Origin of the sequence: Paraburkholderia sp. Clong3 (assembly GCF_050436485.1) — a bacterium.
Lineage (GTDB): Bacteria > Pseudomonadota > Gammaproteobacteria > Burkholderiales > Burkholderiaceae > Paraburkholderia > Paraburkholderia tuberum.
The window spans coordinates 1,412,701-1,429,953 of record NZ_JBNDMH010000003.1 but is presented as its reverse complement, the minus strand read 5'-3'; the positions used below and the strand labels follow the sequence as shown (position 1 = coordinate 1,429,953).

Annotated in this window: 14 protein-coding genes; 2 read left to right on the top strand and 12 right to left on the bottom strand. The window is 57.3% G+C overall.

What is annotated here, in order from left to right:
• Positions 1-256: 256 nt before the first annotated feature.
• Both OKW30_RS29960 and OKW30_RS29955 read right to left on the bottom strand, forming a co-directional pair.
• Positions 257-1,267 (bottom strand): GlxA family transcriptional regulator, encoded by a 1,011-nt coding sequence (locus OKW30_RS29960; protein WP_187630353.1) that lies wholly within the window; start codon positions 1,265-1,267, stop codon positions 257-259.
• A gap of 4 nt (positions 1,268-1,271) precedes the next feature.
• Positions 1,272-1,493 carry a hypothetical protein gene (locus OKW30_RS29955; RefSeq protein ID WP_184071401.1) on the bottom strand — a complete coding sequence of 74 codons (222 nt, stop codon included), beginning with the start codon at positions 1,491-1,493 and terminating at the stop codon, positions 1,272-1,274.
• 245 nt (positions 1,494-1,738) lie between these two features.
• Here OKW30_RS29955 and OKW30_RS29950 point away from each other — a divergent pair, with 245 nt between their 5' ends.
• Positions 1,739-2,506, top strand: coding sequence for a class I SAM-dependent DNA methyltransferase (locus OKW30_RS29950; protein ID WP_184071403.1), 768 nt, complete (start codon positions 1,739-1,741; stop codon positions 2,504-2,506).
• Positions 2,507-2,729: 223 nt separating this feature from the next.
• Here OKW30_RS29950 and OKW30_RS29945 read toward each other — a convergent pair whose 3' ends face one another.
• Together OKW30_RS29945 and OKW30_RS29940 are read right to left on the bottom strand one after the other, a co-directional pair.
• Positions 2,730-3,890: a DegT/DnrJ/EryC1/StrS family aminotransferase gene (locus tag OKW30_RS29945; protein WP_429348393.1), complete on the bottom strand. Its 1,161-nt coding sequence runs from the start codon at positions 3,888-3,890 to the stop codon at positions 2,730-2,732.
• Positions 3,887-4,408 carry a hypothetical protein gene (locus OKW30_RS29940; protein ID WP_187630376.1) on the bottom strand — a complete coding sequence of 174 codons (522 nt, stop codon included), beginning with the start codon at positions 4,406-4,408 and terminating at the stop codon, positions 3,887-3,889. Before OKW30_RS29940 ends, OKW30_RS29945 begins: the two co-directional genes overlap by 4 nt.
• 395 nt (positions 4,409-4,803) lie before the next feature.
• On the opposite strand from OKW30_RS29940, the gene OKW30_RS29935 reads away from it, so the two are divergent.
• Positions 4,804-5,754 carry a GDP-L-fucose synthase family protein gene (locus OKW30_RS29935; RefSeq protein WP_184071409.1) on the top strand — a complete coding sequence of 317 codons (951 nt, stop codon included), beginning with the start codon at positions 4,804-4,806 and terminating at the stop codon, positions 5,752-5,754.
• Between the two features lie 170 nt (positions 5,755-5,924).
• Here OKW30_RS29935 and OKW30_RS29930 read toward each other — a convergent pair whose 3' ends face one another.
• The 8 genes from OKW30_RS29930 to OKW30_RS29895 all read right to left on the bottom strand — a co-directional run bounded on the left by OKW30_RS29930 (position 5,925) and on the right by OKW30_RS29895 (position 17,240).
• Positions 5,925-6,983 (bottom strand): IS630 family transposase, encoded by a 1,059-nt coding sequence (locus OKW30_RS29930; protein ID WP_429348392.1) that lies wholly within the window; start codon positions 6,981-6,983, stop codon positions 5,925-5,927.
• Between the two features lie 36 nt (positions 6,984-7,019).
• Complete coding sequence (locus OKW30_RS29925) at positions 7,020-8,186, bottom strand: glycosyltransferase (RefSeq protein ID WP_429348391.1); 1,167 nt, start codon at positions 8,184-8,186, stop codon at positions 7,020-7,022.
• On the bottom strand, positions 8,171-9,553 hold the full coding sequence (locus OKW30_RS29920; protein ID WP_429348390.1) for a hypothetical protein: 1,383 nt from the start codon (positions 9,551-9,553) through the stop codon (positions 8,171-8,173). The genes OKW30_RS29925 and OKW30_RS29920 overlap by 16 nt, the downstream gene beginning before the upstream one ends.
• 45 nt (positions 9,554-9,598) lie before the next feature.
• Positions 9,599-10,717: a GDP-mannose 4,6-dehydratase gene (gene gmd / locus OKW30_RS29915; protein WP_429348389.1), complete on the bottom strand. Its 1,119-nt coding sequence runs from the start codon at positions 10,715-10,717 to the stop codon at positions 9,599-9,601.
• A gap of 55 nt (positions 10,718-10,772) precedes the next feature.
• A complete protein-coding gene (locus OKW30_RS29910; RefSeq protein ID WP_429348388.1) occupies positions 10,773-13,019 on the bottom strand; it encodes a polysaccharide biosynthesis tyrosine autokinase in 2,247 nt (748 codons plus the stop codon).
• A gap of 311 nt (positions 13,020-13,330) precedes the next feature.
• On the bottom strand, positions 13,331-13,573 hold the full coding sequence (locus tag OKW30_RS29905) for a DUF6429 family protein (RefSeq protein WP_184071575.1): 243 nt from the start codon (positions 13,571-13,573) through the stop codon (positions 13,331-13,333).
• 142 nt (positions 13,574-13,715) lie between these two features.
• Complete coding sequence (locus tag OKW30_RS29900; protein WP_429348387.1) at positions 13,716-15,713, bottom strand: hypothetical protein; 1,998 nt, start codon at positions 15,711-15,713, stop codon at positions 13,716-13,718.
• Positions 15,714-15,812: 99 nt separating this feature from the next.
• On the bottom strand, positions 15,813-17,240 hold the full coding sequence (locus tag OKW30_RS29895; protein ID WP_184071422.1) for a lipopolysaccharide biosynthesis protein: 1,428 nt from the start codon (positions 17,238-17,240) through the stop codon (positions 15,813-15,815).
• Between the last annotated feature and the right edge of the window lie 13 nt (positions 17,241-17,253).

Genomic DNA, 17,253 nt, shown 5'->3' with positions numbered 1-17,253 from the left:
GTTTGAATTTAGATTGCGCGAGCTTGCTGGTGCCGTTCGTGACTGATTAAGGCAGGTATTTGGCCGGTCCGACGGCTTCCTGAGAAAAGCCCTTGTGCAAGGCTCATCTGACGCTCACGCGGCCCTCGGACATCGAGCTTCCGAGGCGAACAGATGCGCGAAGATCTGTTTCTCCTCGAACATATTTGAATCTGAATGCCGACCAACTGATTCGAAGGCCTCCTTGTCTCGCGGCGAAACTTTCCCTGGCCAGCTCCTAAGCGGACCTCTCCACAGGATCGGCCGTGGCGCCGCTTTTCTTTCGACAGCGGTATTCCGTCGCCGACATCGAGAATTGCCTCCTGAACACTTTCGAAAGCCGCTCGCCATTCGTCAGTCCAACCCTGCGAGCGATCTTGTCTATCGGCAAGTCGCTTCTGACCAACAGTTCACAACTGAGATCGAGGCGCGCTCGCAAAAGATATTCCGACGGTGTCACTCCCATCTCGCGCTTGAACAGACGCAGGAAGTTCCGCTCGCTCATCGCCACCGTACGAGCCGCGTCGCCTATTGAAACCGGGCGTCCGCAATTTCGCTCGAGCCAGCGCGCGGATTCCTGTGCCTTTTCCGCCTGCGTGTTCGTTCCCATGGTGCTCAGCATGGTCGTCAAATTCTGATCTTTGGAGACGGTGAAGTGATCGGCAACCGCTGTCGCGATGTCGTATCCGAGGTCCCGCTTCACGAGCGCGAGCGAGTTGATCAGCGCATCGCCGCCTTCGGTCGACGCCGCGACGTTAGACGTCTCCGGACTCCAGATGCCCGGATCGACCGAAGCCCAATCGCGGCGAGAAATGCCCGCTGCCGCCAGCAGCAAGTCGCCGTTGCCGAGAGGGTTGACGACGCCGGTCTGCGAACATGCTATGGTCAATAACCCAATGAGCACCTCGTCGGCGGCTGCACGCTTTGCGCCGGGTCCGCCCGCAATATACAGTGCGTCGAAGCCTTGGAACCGCTGGCCGCCCAGGCGCTCGGTCCAAACGCAAACGGATGACGAACAGGCTATCATCCCACCGCAGGCAGAGACTAGACGGACGCTGTAAGTTGCGTTTCTTCTCAGACTGCGAGACTGAATCTCGTTGGCGATATGAAGCACCTCGGCAAGGGTGCCCGCTTCCAGCAGCGAAAAACCGTCGTACAACAAAATTCCTATGAGCTTGACCGCGCGTTCTTTAAATCGGTGGAAAATACCGTTATTTCCTGCATCGCCTAAGCTGGTAGCGTGGGACATGCCGTTACCTCCATTTTGCTTCGGTTCCAGATCGCTGCTCTGGCTTGCGTTGGAACGCTGTGGAAAGCGTATGACCTCGTGAGCTTAGTGCCATATTCGGTCCACCATTGCCGCGGTGTCCGCCAAAAGCATGTTTCTGGCCGAGAATGTCGCTCCCAGTATCAACAAGACCAAAACATCGTCTGATTTCTTCAGCGCTGAAAGTGAAAACCATAAAGCCGCTCATCAGGGTTTCCCGACCCACTGGACTTGCTGAGCGATAGACCGATCAGACGGCGAATGCTTCAGCAAGGAAACGACCCGTCAACACCTTGCTGAAAACGGTCATGCATGTAGTCTGAAAATCCCCGGTAGATACCCTTTCTCATGAGCACCCTGAGCTTTGGCTTTGGTTGCCTTCGAATAAACAAGAGTGCGTTCGCGTCACGCGTGACTTCGCCACCGCCATACGACCAGACATGGAGTCGCTTCATGAGCTTCAGCACGAGATATTCGCAATACTATGATCTTTTCTATCATGACAAGAACTACAAGGCGGAAGCGTCGTTTGTCACCGGATTGCTCGGGCGCTACGGAATAGTTGGAGGTCACGTGATGGATCTAGGTTGCGGCACCGGACGCCACGCGGCGGAATTCGCAGCCGCGGGTTTTTGTGTTTCTGGCGTCGACATGAGCGCCGATATGCTTGCCCGAGCCGCTGCCAGGTGTACCACTCTGCCAGGCGCAGTAGCGAAGCGACTGACGTTTCAGCAAGGCGACGCGCGGATCGTCCGCACGAATGAACTCTACGACGCAGTCGTCTCGCTCTTCCATGTTGCGAGCTATCAAACGACCAACTCCGATTTCATGGCGATGTGTCACACCGCTGCGACGCACCTGCGGCCATCAGGACTGTTCGTGTTCGATTGCTGGTACGGTCCCGCGGTCCTCGCCGCTCCGCCCGACGTACGCATCAAACGCGCCTCCAGCGAAGAAACCGCGGTGATACAAATCGCCGAGCCCACGATGCGTCCCCATGACAATACTGTCGCGTTCAACTACACCGTCCTGCTAACGGATTTGAAAACGCAGTCGGTCGAAACTGTCCTCGAGACGCATGTGATGCGCTACATGTTCAAGCCCGAGATCGAACTGATGCTGGACCTCAGCGGATTCGAGGTCCTGGACAGTTTGAAGTGCATGGGCGGCGAGTTGGGTGCTACCGATCTCTCAGCGACATTCGTCGCGAGAAAACGGTGATGCGCGGAAACAGCCCGAGCGAGAAAACGTCGGAAAATACAACGAATGGCATGTCATAGCCAGCCTCGTCGATGAGTCGAGGCTGAACCGCCAGGCAGTCCTGCGCTGGCTAAGCGCATCGCGTCAAAGCGGCTCGCCGAAAGCCGCGTGCCACCACCTGCCACCCGGATCAAGTGTTTGTTCCGTTGCGTGACGGGCCATATTTGCTGCGGCGAGCAGTCGGTCAGCACCGCGCTGAACTTGACCTGCTGTTGCAGAAACTTCGCGAAAAGGCGGTGGCCAGCATGTCGCGCACCACGCCCACCGTGTAGTCCTGCTGTGCTTCGGTAAGCGCGAGACCACTCGGCAGATACAATCCCCTTCGACTCATGCGTTCGGCAATCGGGAAATTCTCTCCCTTGAACATCCCTTGCTTGAGAAAAACCGGCTGTTCGTGCATCGGCCAGAAGAACGGCCGCGCGCTGACACCTGCCTCCGCCAGCATGGACCGGAGCTCGTCGGCATCAAAGGGCAAGCTGTCGTCCAATACCATACCGAAGACCCAATAGATATTCTCGGCATATGGCAATGCCACCGGCGCCATCCCGATTCCCGGCACTCCCCGCAAAAGGCTTTCGTAGCGGCGGCCCAACTCGCGCTTTCGCGCGATGTGCGCATCTAGCTTCTCGAATTGCGCTAGCCCGACAGCCGCCTGGAGGTTGCTCATCCGATAATTCCAGCCAAGCTCTTCGTGGACGAATCGCCTCTCAGGCTTGAAACACAGGTTTCGCAAACTTCTCGCGCGCGTAGCCAGCTCGTCGTCGTCGCAGACGATCATGCCCCCTTCCCCCGTCGTGATGTGCTTGTTGGCGTAGAAGCTGAAGCACGATATATCGCCGAAACTGCCGCACTTCGCTTCGTTATAGGTTTGTCCGATTGCCTGCGCAGCATCTTCGATCACAACGAGGCCGTATTTCCTTGCGATATCCAGCAACGGAGCCATGTCCACCGGCAGACCGAAAGTGTGCACGGCCATGATCGCCCGCGTCCGGCTCGTGATAGCGCTTTCGATCTTCGTCACGTCGATGTTCCACGTATCCGGACTTGAGTCGACCAGTCTCAAGCGGGCACCGGTGCGAACAATGGCCGATGCGCACGATATGATCGTGTGCGTGGGGATGATAACTTCGTCGTCGGGACCGAGCCGCAGAGCCACCGCCGCCACGTCCAACGCAGCGCTGCCGTTCGCGACGGCAATCGCGTGTCTGCGGCCGACGTAACCCGCCATCGCACGTTCGAAACGCTCGACGAACGCCCCGTCCGACGAAATCCACCCGCTTTCAATGCATTCGTTCAGATAGACGCGCTCCTTTCCGTCGAGCAGGGGTTCGTTGACCGGAATCATCGCGCGCCGTCCTTAACTTCAAGCTCGACGCCTGGGCCGTTGCTCGCTTCACTGCATCGGCTCAGGTTTGCGGACGCGAAGCGCGATTTTTCCTGCTCTCCCATATAGGGCCCTTGTTTGACTTCGAAGAAAGACGCGTCCTCGAGCATCTCGAAGCCGTGACCGCCCGACGCCAGCAAGATGACATCGCCCGCGTACAGTACACGGCTCGACAGGTAGTCCTTATCGGGCGTATAGAACTTCACCAGGACACGGCCACGCTTGACGAAGAGCACCTCTTGCGTCCATTCGATCTGCCGCACCAACTTGCAGTGAAGATGCGCGTCGATCACTTTTCCGGCGGGATGTTCCATGTACGCGAGTTGCTGAGGAAACTCCTTCGGAGTAAAGAAACTCACACCACTTCTCGAGAACGAATCCCGGATGATCATGGCGAGCGTTTCACCTTCGAACGAGACTACTTCGAAATTCGAGTCATGAACGACCTCTGCGTTGCCCGTTATCGATAGAGCTTCCATTTTTTTCCTCGAAGAGAGCCGTTAGTATCCCGACACACCGAACCTTTCGGGAGCAAGGCCGCGTACGACATAAATTGGCCCACGGAGGTCCATCATGCGTCCCCGAAGCATAGGATCGGGTCGGCGGTCACACGGTCAGATGGCCGAATACGGAATGAAGTTGGCTGACCGGGGTATTACGTTGCAGCGTCACCTCCCGCATCTTTATATCCTCGGCAACGACCGCGGAGAAACGCACACGGACCGCGCCAATATATTGGCACCGTCCGCCATGACCTTGAATGGTCCATACGCATTGCTAAGCTGATGAAATCGCACGTCGTAGCCCTTTGAATCAAGTGGCGGGGCAACTTACGTTCCGACCGACGTGTCTCTCTCGACTATTGGCCATTCACATGAACAAAAGCTCTCGCATCTATGTCGCCGGACATAAGGGAATGGTCGGCTCGGCTCTCCTACGGCGCCTTGCCAGTTCCGGATATCATCACGTGATCACGGCCTCGAGACAGTCGCTCGACTTGCTGGATCAGCGCGCCGTGATGGATTTTTTCGCTCGAGAGCATATAGACGTCGTGCTCCTGGCCGCAGCCAAAGTCGGCGGAATTCATGCCAATTCGACTCAGCCGGCTTCGTTTCTCTACGAGAACCTCGTCATCGAAACCAATGTGATTCATGCTGCATTCAAGAGTCACACGCAGAAGCTCGTGTTCTTCGGTTCATCGTGCATCTATCCAAAGCTTTGCCCTCAGCCCATAAAAGAGGATTACCTTCTCACGAGCGCTCTCGAACAAACCAACGAAGCCTATGCCATCTCAAAGATCGCGGGTCTCAAGCTTTGTGAAGCGTATAACAAACAATACGGAACGCGCTTCATATCGGTGATGCCCACGAATCTCTATGGCCCCAACGACAACTACGATCTTCAAGGCAGCCATGTGCTGGCTGCGCTCATCCGCAAGGCGCACGAGGCAAAGCTGAACGGACTCGAATCGCTCCCGGTATGGGGCTCCGGATTGCCAAGACGGGAATTCCTTCATGTAGACGATCTGGCGTCCGCGGTTCTCGTCCTGCTGAGCAACGACCTGGTCGAGGGCATGTTTAATGTCGGATATGGAAAGGACATAGCGATTGCCGACCTCGCACGACTGATCTGCGATGTCGTCGGTTTTTCTGGATCGCTGAAATTCGACTCGTCGAAGCCCGACGGGACGCCGCGAAAGTTGCTCGACGTATCGAAGCTCGCCGCTCTGGGTTGGGCGCCCACGATTACGCTCAGAGAGGGCATCGCCTCAACCTACGCCGACTTCGAGAATAACGTGCAGCGTACCGGGCTCGCCAGCGCCTGACGCATTCACGCGGCGTGCGCGATCCTGCACCACGGATTGAAGTTCCGCCCCTGGTATCCAGGGTACCCGTCTGCCGACTGCGGTTCCTGTCCCTCAATGCCAGCAAATCATGTCACTTTCAAGGCCACGACAGGTCATTCCGGTTAGAGCGGCTTGATCAAAGCGTCGGCCTAGTCCGTTGAACCGGATGAATTGCGCCGGATTCGCCGCGATGGATCGGAGTACTTCCATTTCAATGGGCGCGCCTGCTTGTTGTATTGACAGATATAACACATGAGCTTTTTGTTGAGATCCTTGGTGCTCGTGAATACGCCACGCGCAATGTCGTCGCGCTGGATGCGTGCAAACCAGTTCTCGACCTGATTCAGCCATGACGAATACGTCGGGGTGTAATGTATCGACACTTTCGGATGGTCAACCAGAAATGTTTGAACGGCGTTGGTTTTGTGGCTGCTCACGTTGTCGCAGATCACGTGAATCTCCTTTCCGCGCGGCTGTGCCCATACCACCTCCGTGAGGAACGCAACAAACTGGGCACTGGTATGGCGTGGCGCGGTTTTTCCCAGCACCTCACCGGTGGCAACATTCAATGCGGCTAACAGGCTCACGGTGCCGTTGCGTTTGTATTTAAAGCCATGGCTCTCGGCGCGTCCAGGCGAGAGCGGCAACATCAGGTCCTTGCGATCCAGCGCCTGGATGGCTGTCTTCCCGTCCACGCAGAACACCACCGCATGCAACGGCGGATTGAGGTACAGCCCGATCACGTCGGCTACCTTCGCCTCAAAGTCGGGATCGTTGGACACCATGTGGGTATCGAGACGATGTGGCCGAATGTCGTGCTTGCGCCAAATACGCTGCACCGTCATGAAGGCCATGCCCAACTGTGCCGCCAGTTTGCGGCTGCTCCAGTGTGTCGAGCCGTCGGCCGGCTTACGTCGCAGTGTGTAGTCGAGCACTCTCGCTTCAAGAACCGCCAGCTCAGGTCGCGGTGCCCGGCCTGGATGTCTGCCGTACAACCCAGCCAGACGCTCACTGGTGAAACGCATTTGCCACGTTGTAATGAAACGCGAATCGCAACGCAATTCTGCCATGATCGCCGCACGCGAGGCTCCTTCGTCGAGCAGCAAGATCAACCGCGCACGCCTCACCTGGCCAACGGCCATCGTGCGGCTGCGCTGCATCGACATCAGCTCTTCGCGCTCGGTTTCGCTCAGATTCATTTTGCCCATGCACTATTAGCTCAGTGCAATTTCATTGGTTCAATGCTAGTCCTTGATTCGACTGCTCAAAGCCGTGGATATCGACCTTTCTAGCGCGTCTCGCGTCAGAAGTTGGGCGGCTGCTTTCATTGCCCGCTCGATGCTCATGCGTTTGCGGCGATACGTCTGCTCTGCGATTGCCAACGCATCGGCGATGGACCTTGCATCCGCGGAAACAAAGCATATGGCGTCGTGAATCTCCTTCATGCTCATCGGGGGAAGTTCGGTGGAAATGACCAATCTTCCCGACGCGACATATTCGACAACCTTGAAAGGAAAGACCCCGTTACCCATTTTCTCTATCGAAACATGCGGGTTCACCAGCACGTCACAGTCGGAAATCAATTTGAACAAGACTCTTTCGTCCACCCGACCGTGGAAGTGCACCGGGTAATCTTCGGCGGACAGCCTTACGAACTCGCGTGCCAGCGGACCCGTTCCGCAGACATGAAACATGAGGCGTCCGCCGGACTTCCGGATCAAATCGAGAACCACGTCAGCACCCTTCTCGACGCTCAGCCCACCGAAATAGCCAACTATCGTTCTAGCATCTGACGTTCGCGAGAATGGACGCCGCTGTCCACAAGCTTCAATGAGATCGTCCGACACCACGCCCGGACACAGCACCACGGGACAACCGCTGCGTTGATGTTCGCGTGTCGATAAGTGATCGTTAACCGCAAGACATAACGATGGAGCGGGTAACACATATCGCCATGCGATGAAGTCCAGCAACGGCTTCGGATGCCAGCGGCGACGAGAAAGCAGCCAATCTTCGAACTGGAGGATCAGACGCGCACCGAACCGGTGCGTCAGCACGCGAGCGAGCATCGACTCGAACGCGTACGCGTTATAGATCCATACGGCTTCAGGCTTGCCGACCTTCGCTATCTCATCGCTCAGCGCCAAGACTTCGAAGAGGTTCAGCAGCTTGCCGATGGGCCTTACAGGGTAGCAGCGAAGCGAAATCTCCCGAATGCGTTGCGTGCCGATGACGGAATCCCGAAATTTTCTACGTGACCATCCTGCCTCTACGTGGCCCGTATTGATCAAAAGAACATCCTTGGAAAGTTGCGATGCCAACGCCAGAAAAAACTCCACCTTGCGTGCGGCGCCCAGATTCACATTCGCCCCACGATTAGAGGCGCTGTAAGGCGCTATGAAAACAAGCATTTCTGCTGCTCCACGTCAGCGACTCCTGCTTCAGTGCCAGGCAAGTCAACGCCACGTGATCGACGCGTGGACAAATACGCGCCGAGAGAGCACCCGTAGATGTCCCCAAAGCAGAGCATCAGAGTCGTCACCAGTGGATACTGCTCGAATAGGTTGACGTCCATGCAGGCTGCAATCGTGATCCCAACGAACACCACATATCGAACTGACTGACGCCTCGAATGACGCGGACGGATGCGCCAGAAAAACGCCGTCGCACCCGTCGCGAAAATTAGCATACCCACAATTCCGATTTGAAACTGCATCGTCACGAAGGCGTTATCGATGATCTGATTGAACCGGTATTGCTCCGGGTCGACGCCCGCACGCTGGAGGAGCATGACGGCTGTGTTCGTGCCTACGCCGAGGCCCCGCCCCAAAAAGAGTTCTCCCGGAGTTGCCTCTGACAACTGCTCCGCTATCTTCCCGAGGTTGGATAAACGACCGCCTTCGTCGAGTTGATCAGTCAGCACATCACCGCGGCCGACCGCTTCCACCATGTGAGCATAGCCAACGATTGCGAGGCAAATAGCAATCGGTAGCGCAGTCACCACCAGCAGCATCCGATCATTACGGCTCAGCCGTCCCCCAAGCGTTTCCCAAACCACTACGCCGACGATGGACGCGATACTGAGCATAGCGAATCGCGTTCCCGAAGAGACGGCAATCGCGACTGCGAGGGAGAGCAATATAAGCCGATACAACAGCCGGGCGCGGTCCAGAATGAGCACCATGCTTGCAAGCGAAATCGCATACATGCCTGCTAACGCCGCGTTACTGAACAGGCCCGTGTACCGATCCTGCGCAAATAGAACTTGCTGTATTTGTCCGAGTTGTATCCATTGTCGCAGGACAACGTAAAAGTCCAATGCGGCAAGCGCGAGCAATGCGAGGACGAGGGCCGTTTGTCCCTGCTTCTCGGCCGGCAGCAAACTCGCGAACAAAAACAGGCCGAATGACGCATGAATCAGCAGAACCCAGCGCAATCCCGCAGGTAGGAAGAACAATGGCGTCCAACCTGCGATGAACGGCACGAGTCCCACCGATACGATGCAAAGAATCCACGTGAAGAACATCAGAATAAACGTACGCATCCCCCCCCGAAAGCGATTCAAACCGAGCGCAAGAGGCCACCCGACTCCGATCAAGGCGATGCTCGCGTCCTTCACGTACTTGACAGCACCTGCGTCATCCATGGCGGCCGAATTTAAGTTCCAGACGTTGATTGCTCCGGTGCCGAGCGCGCCAAGCGCCTGATCCGCGTATTGTGCCAAGCCTGCCGCGAAGACCGTAAAGACTGCGAGTGAAAATACGAAACGCGGCGACATTCCACACGCTCCTGAGTTACACGCCGACTCGGCCAAACTTCGTCCTTACTCGTGATGCTCCAACGCCCTGTAGCCAGCCAGCGTGATCAGCGCATCCCGCTTGGCGATCTGATAGTCGGACAACACCATTTCCCTGACAAGAGCGCCGAACGTCACGGTCGGTGCCCATCCGAGCTTCGCGTGGGCTTTCGACGGATCGCCGAGCAAGGTCTCGACCTCTGTCGGTCGAAAATAGCGAGGATCCACTCGCACGATGACCGTCCCGGGCGCGACCCGGCATTCCCGGCTGCTCACACTTTCGACGATCGCGACTTCATCGACTCCGCTTCCGTCAAACCGAAGCTTGATGCCGAGTTCGCACGCCGCCTGCTGAACGAATTCGCGCACGCTGTATTGCACGCCAGATGCAATGACAAAGTCTTCAGGCTCTTCCTGTTGTAACATGAGCCATTGCATCTGGACGTAATCGCGCGCGTGTCCCCAGTCGCGTTTCGCCGACAAATTGCCAAGGTAAAGGCAATTCTGCGAACCGATTGCAATACGTGCGATGGCGCGCGTAATTTTGCGCGTAACGAACGTCTCGCCCCGAACGGGTGATTCATGATTGAACAGAATGCCGTTGCAAGCGTATATGCCATACGCCTCGCGATAGTTGACCGTGATCCAGTACGCGTACATCTTCGCTACCGCATACGGACTGCGCGGATAAAAGGGCGTGCCCTCCCGTTGCGGCACTTCCTGCACGAGCCCGAACAACTCCGATGTCGACGCCTGATAGAACCGGGCCGTCTTCTCGAAGCCCAGAATTCGCACGGCTTCTAGCATGCGCAGCGCACCCAGGCCGTCCGCGTTCGCCGTGTACTCAGGCTCTTCAAACGAAACCGCAACATGGCTTTGCGCGGCGAGGTTATAGATCTCATCCGGTTGCACCCGCTGAATAATTCGCAAGATGCTCGACGAGTCGGTCAGGTCACCATGGTGAAGATGAAAGCGGCGCTGCGATGCATGGTCGTCCTCGTATAAATGGTCGATGCGATCCGTGTTGAAGAGCGAGGTGCGCCGCTTGACGCCATGCACTTCATATCCTTTGTCGAGCAGGAATTGAGCAAGATAAGAGCCATCCTGGCCTGTGATACCGGTGACCAGTGCAACCTTGTTCGACATGGTTCCTTCTCCTTGTTTTGATACTGCGCTGTGCGTGATATTTCTTGCGATTCGTTCAGGCTGTCCTGACATTGGACTCGCCGCCGCTTTTGCCGTACCCGTCCGACCTGCCGTAGCCTGAACCGTATCGCGCCTTGTCGAGCGGAACATCGGTAAAGAGAGTTCCTGCCACGTTCACGCCACTACTGCGCAACCGGTTGAGCGCCTCATACAGTTCGTCCACCGGATGCCGACCGTGCCGAACGACCAGCAGCGTTGTACCGGCCTGCCGGCCGATCAGCGTTGCATCGGTGACAGCAAGCACAGGCGGCGTATCGACGACGACAGCGTCATACCGCCGCGATGCAACATCGAGTATCTCGCTCAGTCTCCGAGTCGTGAGCAAGTCCGCGGCGTTTGGCGTCTCGCCCCCGCGCGGGATCAGGTCGACGCCATTCATGACATCGCGGACGACCACGTCGTCAAACGCCGCACCTTTTAGCAACTCGGTCAAGCCGGGGCCGCCAGCCGGGTTGAAGGATCTGTGTATGTCGCCCATGCGCATGTCGGCATCGATCAGGAGCACCTTTTTCCCGCCTGTCGCCAACACGATTGCAAGATTGGCCGCGACAAACGACTTTCCTACCCCGGCACGGGAACTTGTAATCATCACGACATTGTTCCTGACTTCCGATCCGATCGATTGCAACGCTGTTCGCAAGCTTCGCACGCCTTCGACCGCGACATCCCCTGGCCATACCGCAGCAAGCACATGTATGCCCGGAGCCTTGCGGCGCATTGCCTCCTGCAAACGAATTTGCCGTTCGCTGTGCGGCACGACAGCGCAAACGGGTATTCCAAGGGCTGCCTCGATCTCGGCGCTTCGCTCGATTCCACCAGACAACGCCTTGCGAAGGAACGCGGTGACGATTCCCAGTACAAGCCCAAGCACGGCAGACAACGACAATAGTACCTGCCAGTTAGGCTTGCTCGACTTCTCGGGGGGCACCGCGAGATCGACAATGCGCACGTTGCCTACGTTGCCCGCCTTGACGACACGAAGCTGTTGCGCACTGTTCAGGAGATTCGTATAGAGGTCTGTGTCGACCTGAACGTTGCGCATCAGTCGCACTGCGTTTTGCTCCTTGTCCGGCAAACTGGCAACACGCTGGCTCAGCGCTTCGCGGTCTTGTTGCAATCGGGCGATCTTCGAGTCCACCGCCGTAAGTAGCGGGTAACCCTCCTTGTAATGCTGCGAGATGTCGTCGCGCTGCTGCAAGAGTCCGCGCAAGGCGGTATCGAGATCGACAACCTGTTGCAGCAACAACCGGCTTTCCACACTCAGATCGACGGTTCCATTGCTATTACGAAAAGCGTTGTACTTATCCTCTGCTTGCTGTAATTCGTCCCGCAGCTTCGGCAATTGATCCTCGAGGAAGAGAAGCGAGTGTTCGGCCTCGGACGTACGCCTTGCAAGATCCTGAGCGAGATACTGCTGAGCAACCGCATTGACGATGTCCGCAGTGCGCACCGGGTCGGGTCCCTCCAGGGCAACACCGATCATGCCGGTTTGCGACTTTCTCTCTGAAATGACCAAAGCATCTTTCAGCGCGAGGATCGTGCCCTCTATCGAACTTGACTTCAGTGTAAATTCCCCGCCGGGAGAAGCGGATAACCTATTGACGAGAAGATGCACCTTGCCGTCGCCGAAAGGCACCACCAGCTCGTGGCCGACTTCTCCTATTCCGAGCGCTTTGCCGTCAGGCGCAATCAACTTGAAGTACGGGGCCTGTCTCGCCTTTACGATGAATTCGTGGCCGACTGCAGCGTGAGGAACATCGAATTTCGATACTTCGATCGACTCGTCGCTCCAGGCGAACTGCCGCAGTCCAAACAGGGGTTTCATGCTGGCGGATCCGCTGCGGAGTCGCGCGATCCAACGGCCAATAAGTGGGAAGTACCGAGGTTGCGCCGTAGTTTGGAGATTCAGTTGCTGCACCGCCTCGCCGACCACCAGGCGTGAGCGAATGAGTTCCATCTCGGCGTCTGCACTGGCTTTCACCCTCGAATCGAATATCGAGGCGAGCCGGCCCAACGCTTCGGCTTCGGGAGAGCTGGACGCGGGTGTGCCAATCTGTATGAGCGCATCGGCCCGGTACAAGGTCGGATGCATCAGGCCGTACAACAATCCCAGCGCGAGAACGCCGAGCGCAATCATGCCGATTAGACGCCAGCTCTCGCCGATTGTGCGAAGGTAATCCGAGATGGAGATCTCATCGCCCTGCAGCGGATCATCGCGCGTGATCTGTTTCCTTGAGGCCATGGTTTCTCGGGTGGAGTGCTTTGCGCCCGCCAGCGGGATAACGCCGGGGGCAACCAGTTACGGGAGCGACGACGCGACGCATTGACCGTGCGTCCATTTGGACAGGTACTCTGCTACTACTTCAATGACTGAAATTCGAGAACGCGGAACATTCGCCGCCGCAGTCTATTTTAGATAAGCCTGCTGCTTGCGCCGTGTCGAGACCGAAATCGCCAAGATGTTGTCGGGTACGATAGGACGGTCGTTTAGAATGAAACGATCCACTGGCCAGTAGCGTGACCCCTGGTGTCGTGAGTTGGAAATTCGTTTCATTAATTGGTTTTGCTGCCAGCGGTGACGAAGTGCTGCTTGAAGAGGCGTTCAGATTCTCGCAGGCCGTCCTCCGTCAGCACCACGGATTTTGCTTTGTTGACCGGATCGGCAATGAGCCCTCGTTCATGCAGTCGGTTGAGCGCATCCCAATCGAAGCTTTTCCAAGCCCGGCTATGGTCATGCAGGGTCAAATAGAGGAGCGCGAGGACAGCATCGTCAATCGCCGCAGTATTGATGTTCATGGCGTTCATCCTGATACCATCAGCTGCCATCGGCAGCGTCTGCTGCTTCATCCTGTTCTGCCTTCCTTATCCACTCCGATCTATAACGCTCGGAGTAGCTCTGCGGTGGCCCTGATCAGCTTTGCCCCAGATGCGGGTCGGTCTAAGTCTCGAACGGCCGGTTGCCGATCATCACGACGTGGTGTGCGCCATGGACAGTAGCTCGTAGTTCCAGCATGTTCCGCGGACTTACAGCAAAACGCAGGACATCGCTCCCCGACACGAGCGTTCCAACCGGGGCGCTCGTACTATTACGCGAAAGCTGCAGCAGATAGAGACCGGACGACGCGCTCTCTACGCGGTTCGCATCGCGTGACACCAGCACCATGACTGCATGCCCTTCTTCGTCCTTCGGGCAGGAAATCTCAGTGTCGAAACTGCCGCCATCGAAATGCACGGTGTAGAGGCCCAATCCACCGATCCGATGCCTGGCATCCTCCAATGCGCGAAACGCTCCACCGCGTATCGTCACATCGTCGGTGAAAGTGGTGGCAGGCAGGGTGTAGCGAGGCTGCGGTTCTTTGAAAACACAGTCCGATGACTGGACGGATCCGACAGGGCCGTCAGATCGAACGACCGAAACGCCGAAAGACTGCTGGATGTTGACACCGGAAACGCAGGAGGAGACGTCGAGTTCTCCTATGAACGCCGGGACGAGGACGCCATGACCAAGGTAAGGATCGTCCCATCCGGCGCCAACGGCACCGGTTCGCTTGCGATGGTCGCGATAGCCGACGCGTTCCATATAAACGCCGTTGAAGACAGCCGATTGGCATGCATCAACCAGCACCGCTGGACGCGGCGAGTAAGCGTGCGTTATTTGCATGAAGACATTGCTATTCGAAGGGCGCGCATAGCGCGCCATGACGCGTATGCAGAATCCGCAAATGCCCCGATAGGGATACGCCCTCGCCGGTGACGCGGCATTAGTCGGCGCGCTGAGTCTGCGCTCGCTGTTGATTGACTTGAAGAACGTGGCATCGAACCATTGATCGATCTTGCGCTCATCGTCGCCATAGACGCGGTCATAGATGTTACGTACGTTGATGATGGTGCACTTGTCCGCGAAGCCGCCTCGTTCGTTGTAGTCGTCGTTGCGATCGACCCATTGCCCTCCGACAAGAACAGGGACGCCCGTGCGCAGCGCCTCGATATTGCTGAACGTGCACTGTTCCAGCACAGCCGCATAGATACCCACCCCGCAGCCGACAAAGTGAAGTCTGTCAAAGATGCAGCCTGCGAGCGTCGCGGACAGGGCGCCAAAAGCCATGAAGCAATCCACGCATGTCAGATTCTCGAGCCCTGCATCCATCGCCGTGTCGAATTGATCGAGCAAGCCGAAAATGACTGGCTGCGACGCGTCCGCCATGCCGTAGCGATAGTTGCCCTTCACTACGGCGTTATGTCCACATAGTTTGACCCCCGGCCATACGCCTACGCAATAGGGCTGTCGCATGGCAGGCTCAGACGGGAGTCTTTCGCCTTTTCCCTGCTTAACCGTGCCATCGTCGTGACAAGGGATGGCCAGCGTTCCGCGCGCGGCTGCAAGGTAGAACGTGCCGTTATCAAGCACAACGCACTGAGTCCGGCCCGTCGATGCATAGAGCGATCCTGCGAATGCGACGGCGCGATTGATCGCGTCACCGTCATCCGTCGTGCCGTCACCGCGTGCACCGAACCATCGGGCATGGATGTCGCCCTCGAATACGCGCTTCCAACGCTTTCCGCTCTTCGAAACCAGCACTGTGCCACCGTTGTCCCGGCTCAAGACGTCGGTAGGATCGAGCCAATAATATGCAGCATCCAAATCGCGTTCGCCCGCAGCGTGCTGAAAAACGAGCAGTCTCGTAAGCGGTCCGCCGTAGTCACGCAAGCTGGCGTAGCCCTGAATCGGACCTTGCGCAAGCACAAATTCAGCGAGGCGTCGGATTTCGGTGTATGCGAGCGAAGACCTGGTGACTATCACCCTGTCGTCGGGCGACAAGTCGCTCACGGGCTGCATCGAGGTCGAACCGCTCTGCGTGTGCGACGGCTGCAGTCCCGATGCCTGCCGCTGCGCCGCTTGTGCAGATGCGCCAGACAGGCCGAAGCAGGCGGCCATGATTCTCCTCAAGGCTCCACGTCTGTTTTTGAGCGCGTCCCCCGCCAACCGCAACTTTTCCTGGAAGTCGGCCATACGTTCAGAAGGTGGGTGTGAGAGTCACGAAAGCGGACCGACCGACGCGTGCGCAAGAATCTGCTTCCTGAAGAGGCCGATATAGACGCCATAGTCGGCGATGATGCTCGCAATGATGGACGACCAGACCACCCATTCCACTGTGCCGAACGTCAAGAGCAGACCTACCTTGAGCGGAATGGATACCGCACTAAAGATCAGCACGGCAAGCAACTGCGGGCGCAATTCGCTCATTCCATTCAGAAAGATGGTGAAAGCGTTTCCCATTGCTTCAACCACCGCCAGTATCCCCGCCGCGCACAGCAATGAGAAAGGTACAGCCAGGTGATTGCCCGTCCAAACCTTCAGAAGCCAGGGGGAAGCTGCCAGAATCAGCGCGCTTGTCAGCACCGCGATGCCGCCCGTGACGCCCATGGACACCTTCAGCGTGTGCCTGATGAACATTTTCTCACCGCGCGAGTGTGCGTCGGCATAGAGACCCCAGAGCGGCCCCGACAGCATGGCCATCCCGACGGTGATCGCCTGGAACAACCGCTGCGCAACGGCCAGTGTCGCCACTTCCTTCGCGCCGAGAATGTTTGAAACGATCAGGGGATCGCATGCGCTGCCGCATATCATGCCAAGTTGAAGAATCAGGAACATGCTGCTCGTCCGCAGTAGCAGCCTCGAGTCTTGCCACCCCGTTCCCAGCCATATGCCGCGATGAACGCGAAAAATCCGCTCACGTCGAAGACGCCAAACGAGAATCAACGTCGAGCCGACCTGCATGCCATAGGTAGAAAGCACGAGATACGGCAACGGTGCGCGATAGCGGTTGCAGAGATAAAGAAGCGGTAGCGAGAAAAAGTATCCGATCGCAGCAGCGATATGTGGCTCCCACGCTCGCTGAAGACCATGAAAAACCTTTCTCACGCCGCTTAGTGGGATGTTCACGCAAAACAGCGTGATGAAAACCACGGTTGACTCCATCGCTTCTCTTGTGACGTCTGCCGATTCGATCCTGAGCAGCCTTTGGAAGTCCAGCAACCTCACGGCACCAACGAGCACAGCCCCAGCGGCTGCGCCGATCACCACGAGCAGCAGTACGCCGCGAGTCGCAATCGTCTGCAGTTTCTCTTGATCGTCGCTCGTTTTCGCGTCCGCAACCAGGTTGACGAGGCCATTCGCCACGCCAAGGTCAAGCACCGACAACATCACTGCGAGGCTTGATATTGTCATCCAAATGCCAAAGCGCTCTTGCCCGAGATACGGAAGCGTTAAAGAGACCGAGAGCAGCACTACCGCAAAACCCATCGCGGCACTCACCGCATTGCATGCAGCGGAACGCGCGGCGCGCACATAGCGATCCCTGTCGCGCCCTTCCGAGGCTCCGATACCAAACGGCAAGCGACGAAAACAGAGCCGCAGGATGGAGACCGGTGCGCGCACGAAAAAATTATCTGCAAGCGGCATTGGAGCGTGTGAT

What these genes read in the sequence shown, in the direction of transcription:
- OKW30_RS29960 (WP_187630353.1), bottom strand. Translation starts at nt 1,267, where the DNA reads ATGTCCCACGCTACCAGCTTAGGCGATGCAGGAAATAACGGTATTTTC.
- OKW30_RS29955 (WP_184071401.1), bottom strand. Translation starts at nt 1,493, where the DNA reads ATGAGCGGCTTTATGGTTTTCACTTTCAGCGCTGAAGAAATCAGACGA.
- OKW30_RS29950 (WP_184071403.1), top strand. Translation starts at nt 1,739, where the DNA reads ATGAGCTTCAGCACGAGATATTCGCAATACTATGATCTTTTCTATCAT.
- OKW30_RS29945 (WP_429348393.1), bottom strand. Translation starts at nt 3,890, where the DNA reads ATGATTCCGGTCAACGAACCCCTGCTCGACGGAAAGGAGCGCGTCTAT.
- OKW30_RS29940 (WP_187630376.1), bottom strand. Translation starts at nt 4,408, where the DNA reads ATGGAAGCTCTATCGATAACGGGCAACGCAGAGGTCGTTCATGACTCG.
- OKW30_RS29935 (WP_184071409.1), top strand. Translation starts at nt 4,804, where the DNA reads ATGAACAAAAGCTCTCGCATCTATGTCGCCGGACATAAGGGAATGGTC.
- OKW30_RS29930 (WP_429348392.1), bottom strand. Translation starts at nt 6,983, where the DNA reads ATGGGCAAAATGAATCTGAGCGAAACCGAGCGCGAAGAGCTGATGTCG.
- OKW30_RS29925 (WP_429348391.1), bottom strand. Translation starts at nt 8,186, where the DNA reads ATGCTTGTTTTCATAGCGCCTTACAGCGCCTCTAATCGTGGGGCGAAT.
- OKW30_RS29920 (WP_429348390.1), bottom strand. Translation starts at nt 9,553, where the DNA reads ATGTCGCCGCGTTTCGTATTTTCACTCGCAGTCTTTACGGTCTTCGCG.
- gmd (WP_429348389.1), bottom strand. Translation starts at nt 10,717, where the DNA reads ATGTCGAACAAGGTTGCACTGGTCACCGGTATCACAGGCCAGGATGGC.
- OKW30_RS29910 (WP_429348388.1), bottom strand. Translation starts at nt 13,019, where the DNA reads ATGGCCTCAAGGAAACAGATCACGCGCGATGATCCGCTGCAGGGCGAT.
- OKW30_RS29905 (WP_184071575.1), bottom strand. Translation starts at nt 13,573, where the DNA reads ATGAACATCAATACTGCGGCGATTGACGATGCTGTCCTCGCGCTCCTC.
- OKW30_RS29900 (WP_429348387.1), bottom strand. Translation starts at nt 15,713, where the DNA reads ATGGCCGCCTGCTTCGGCCTGTCTGGCGCATCTGCACAAGCGGCGCAG.
- OKW30_RS29895 (WP_184071422.1), bottom strand. Translation starts at nt 17,240, where the DNA reads ATGCCGCTTGCAGATAATTTTTTCGTGCGCGCACCGGTCTCCATCCTG.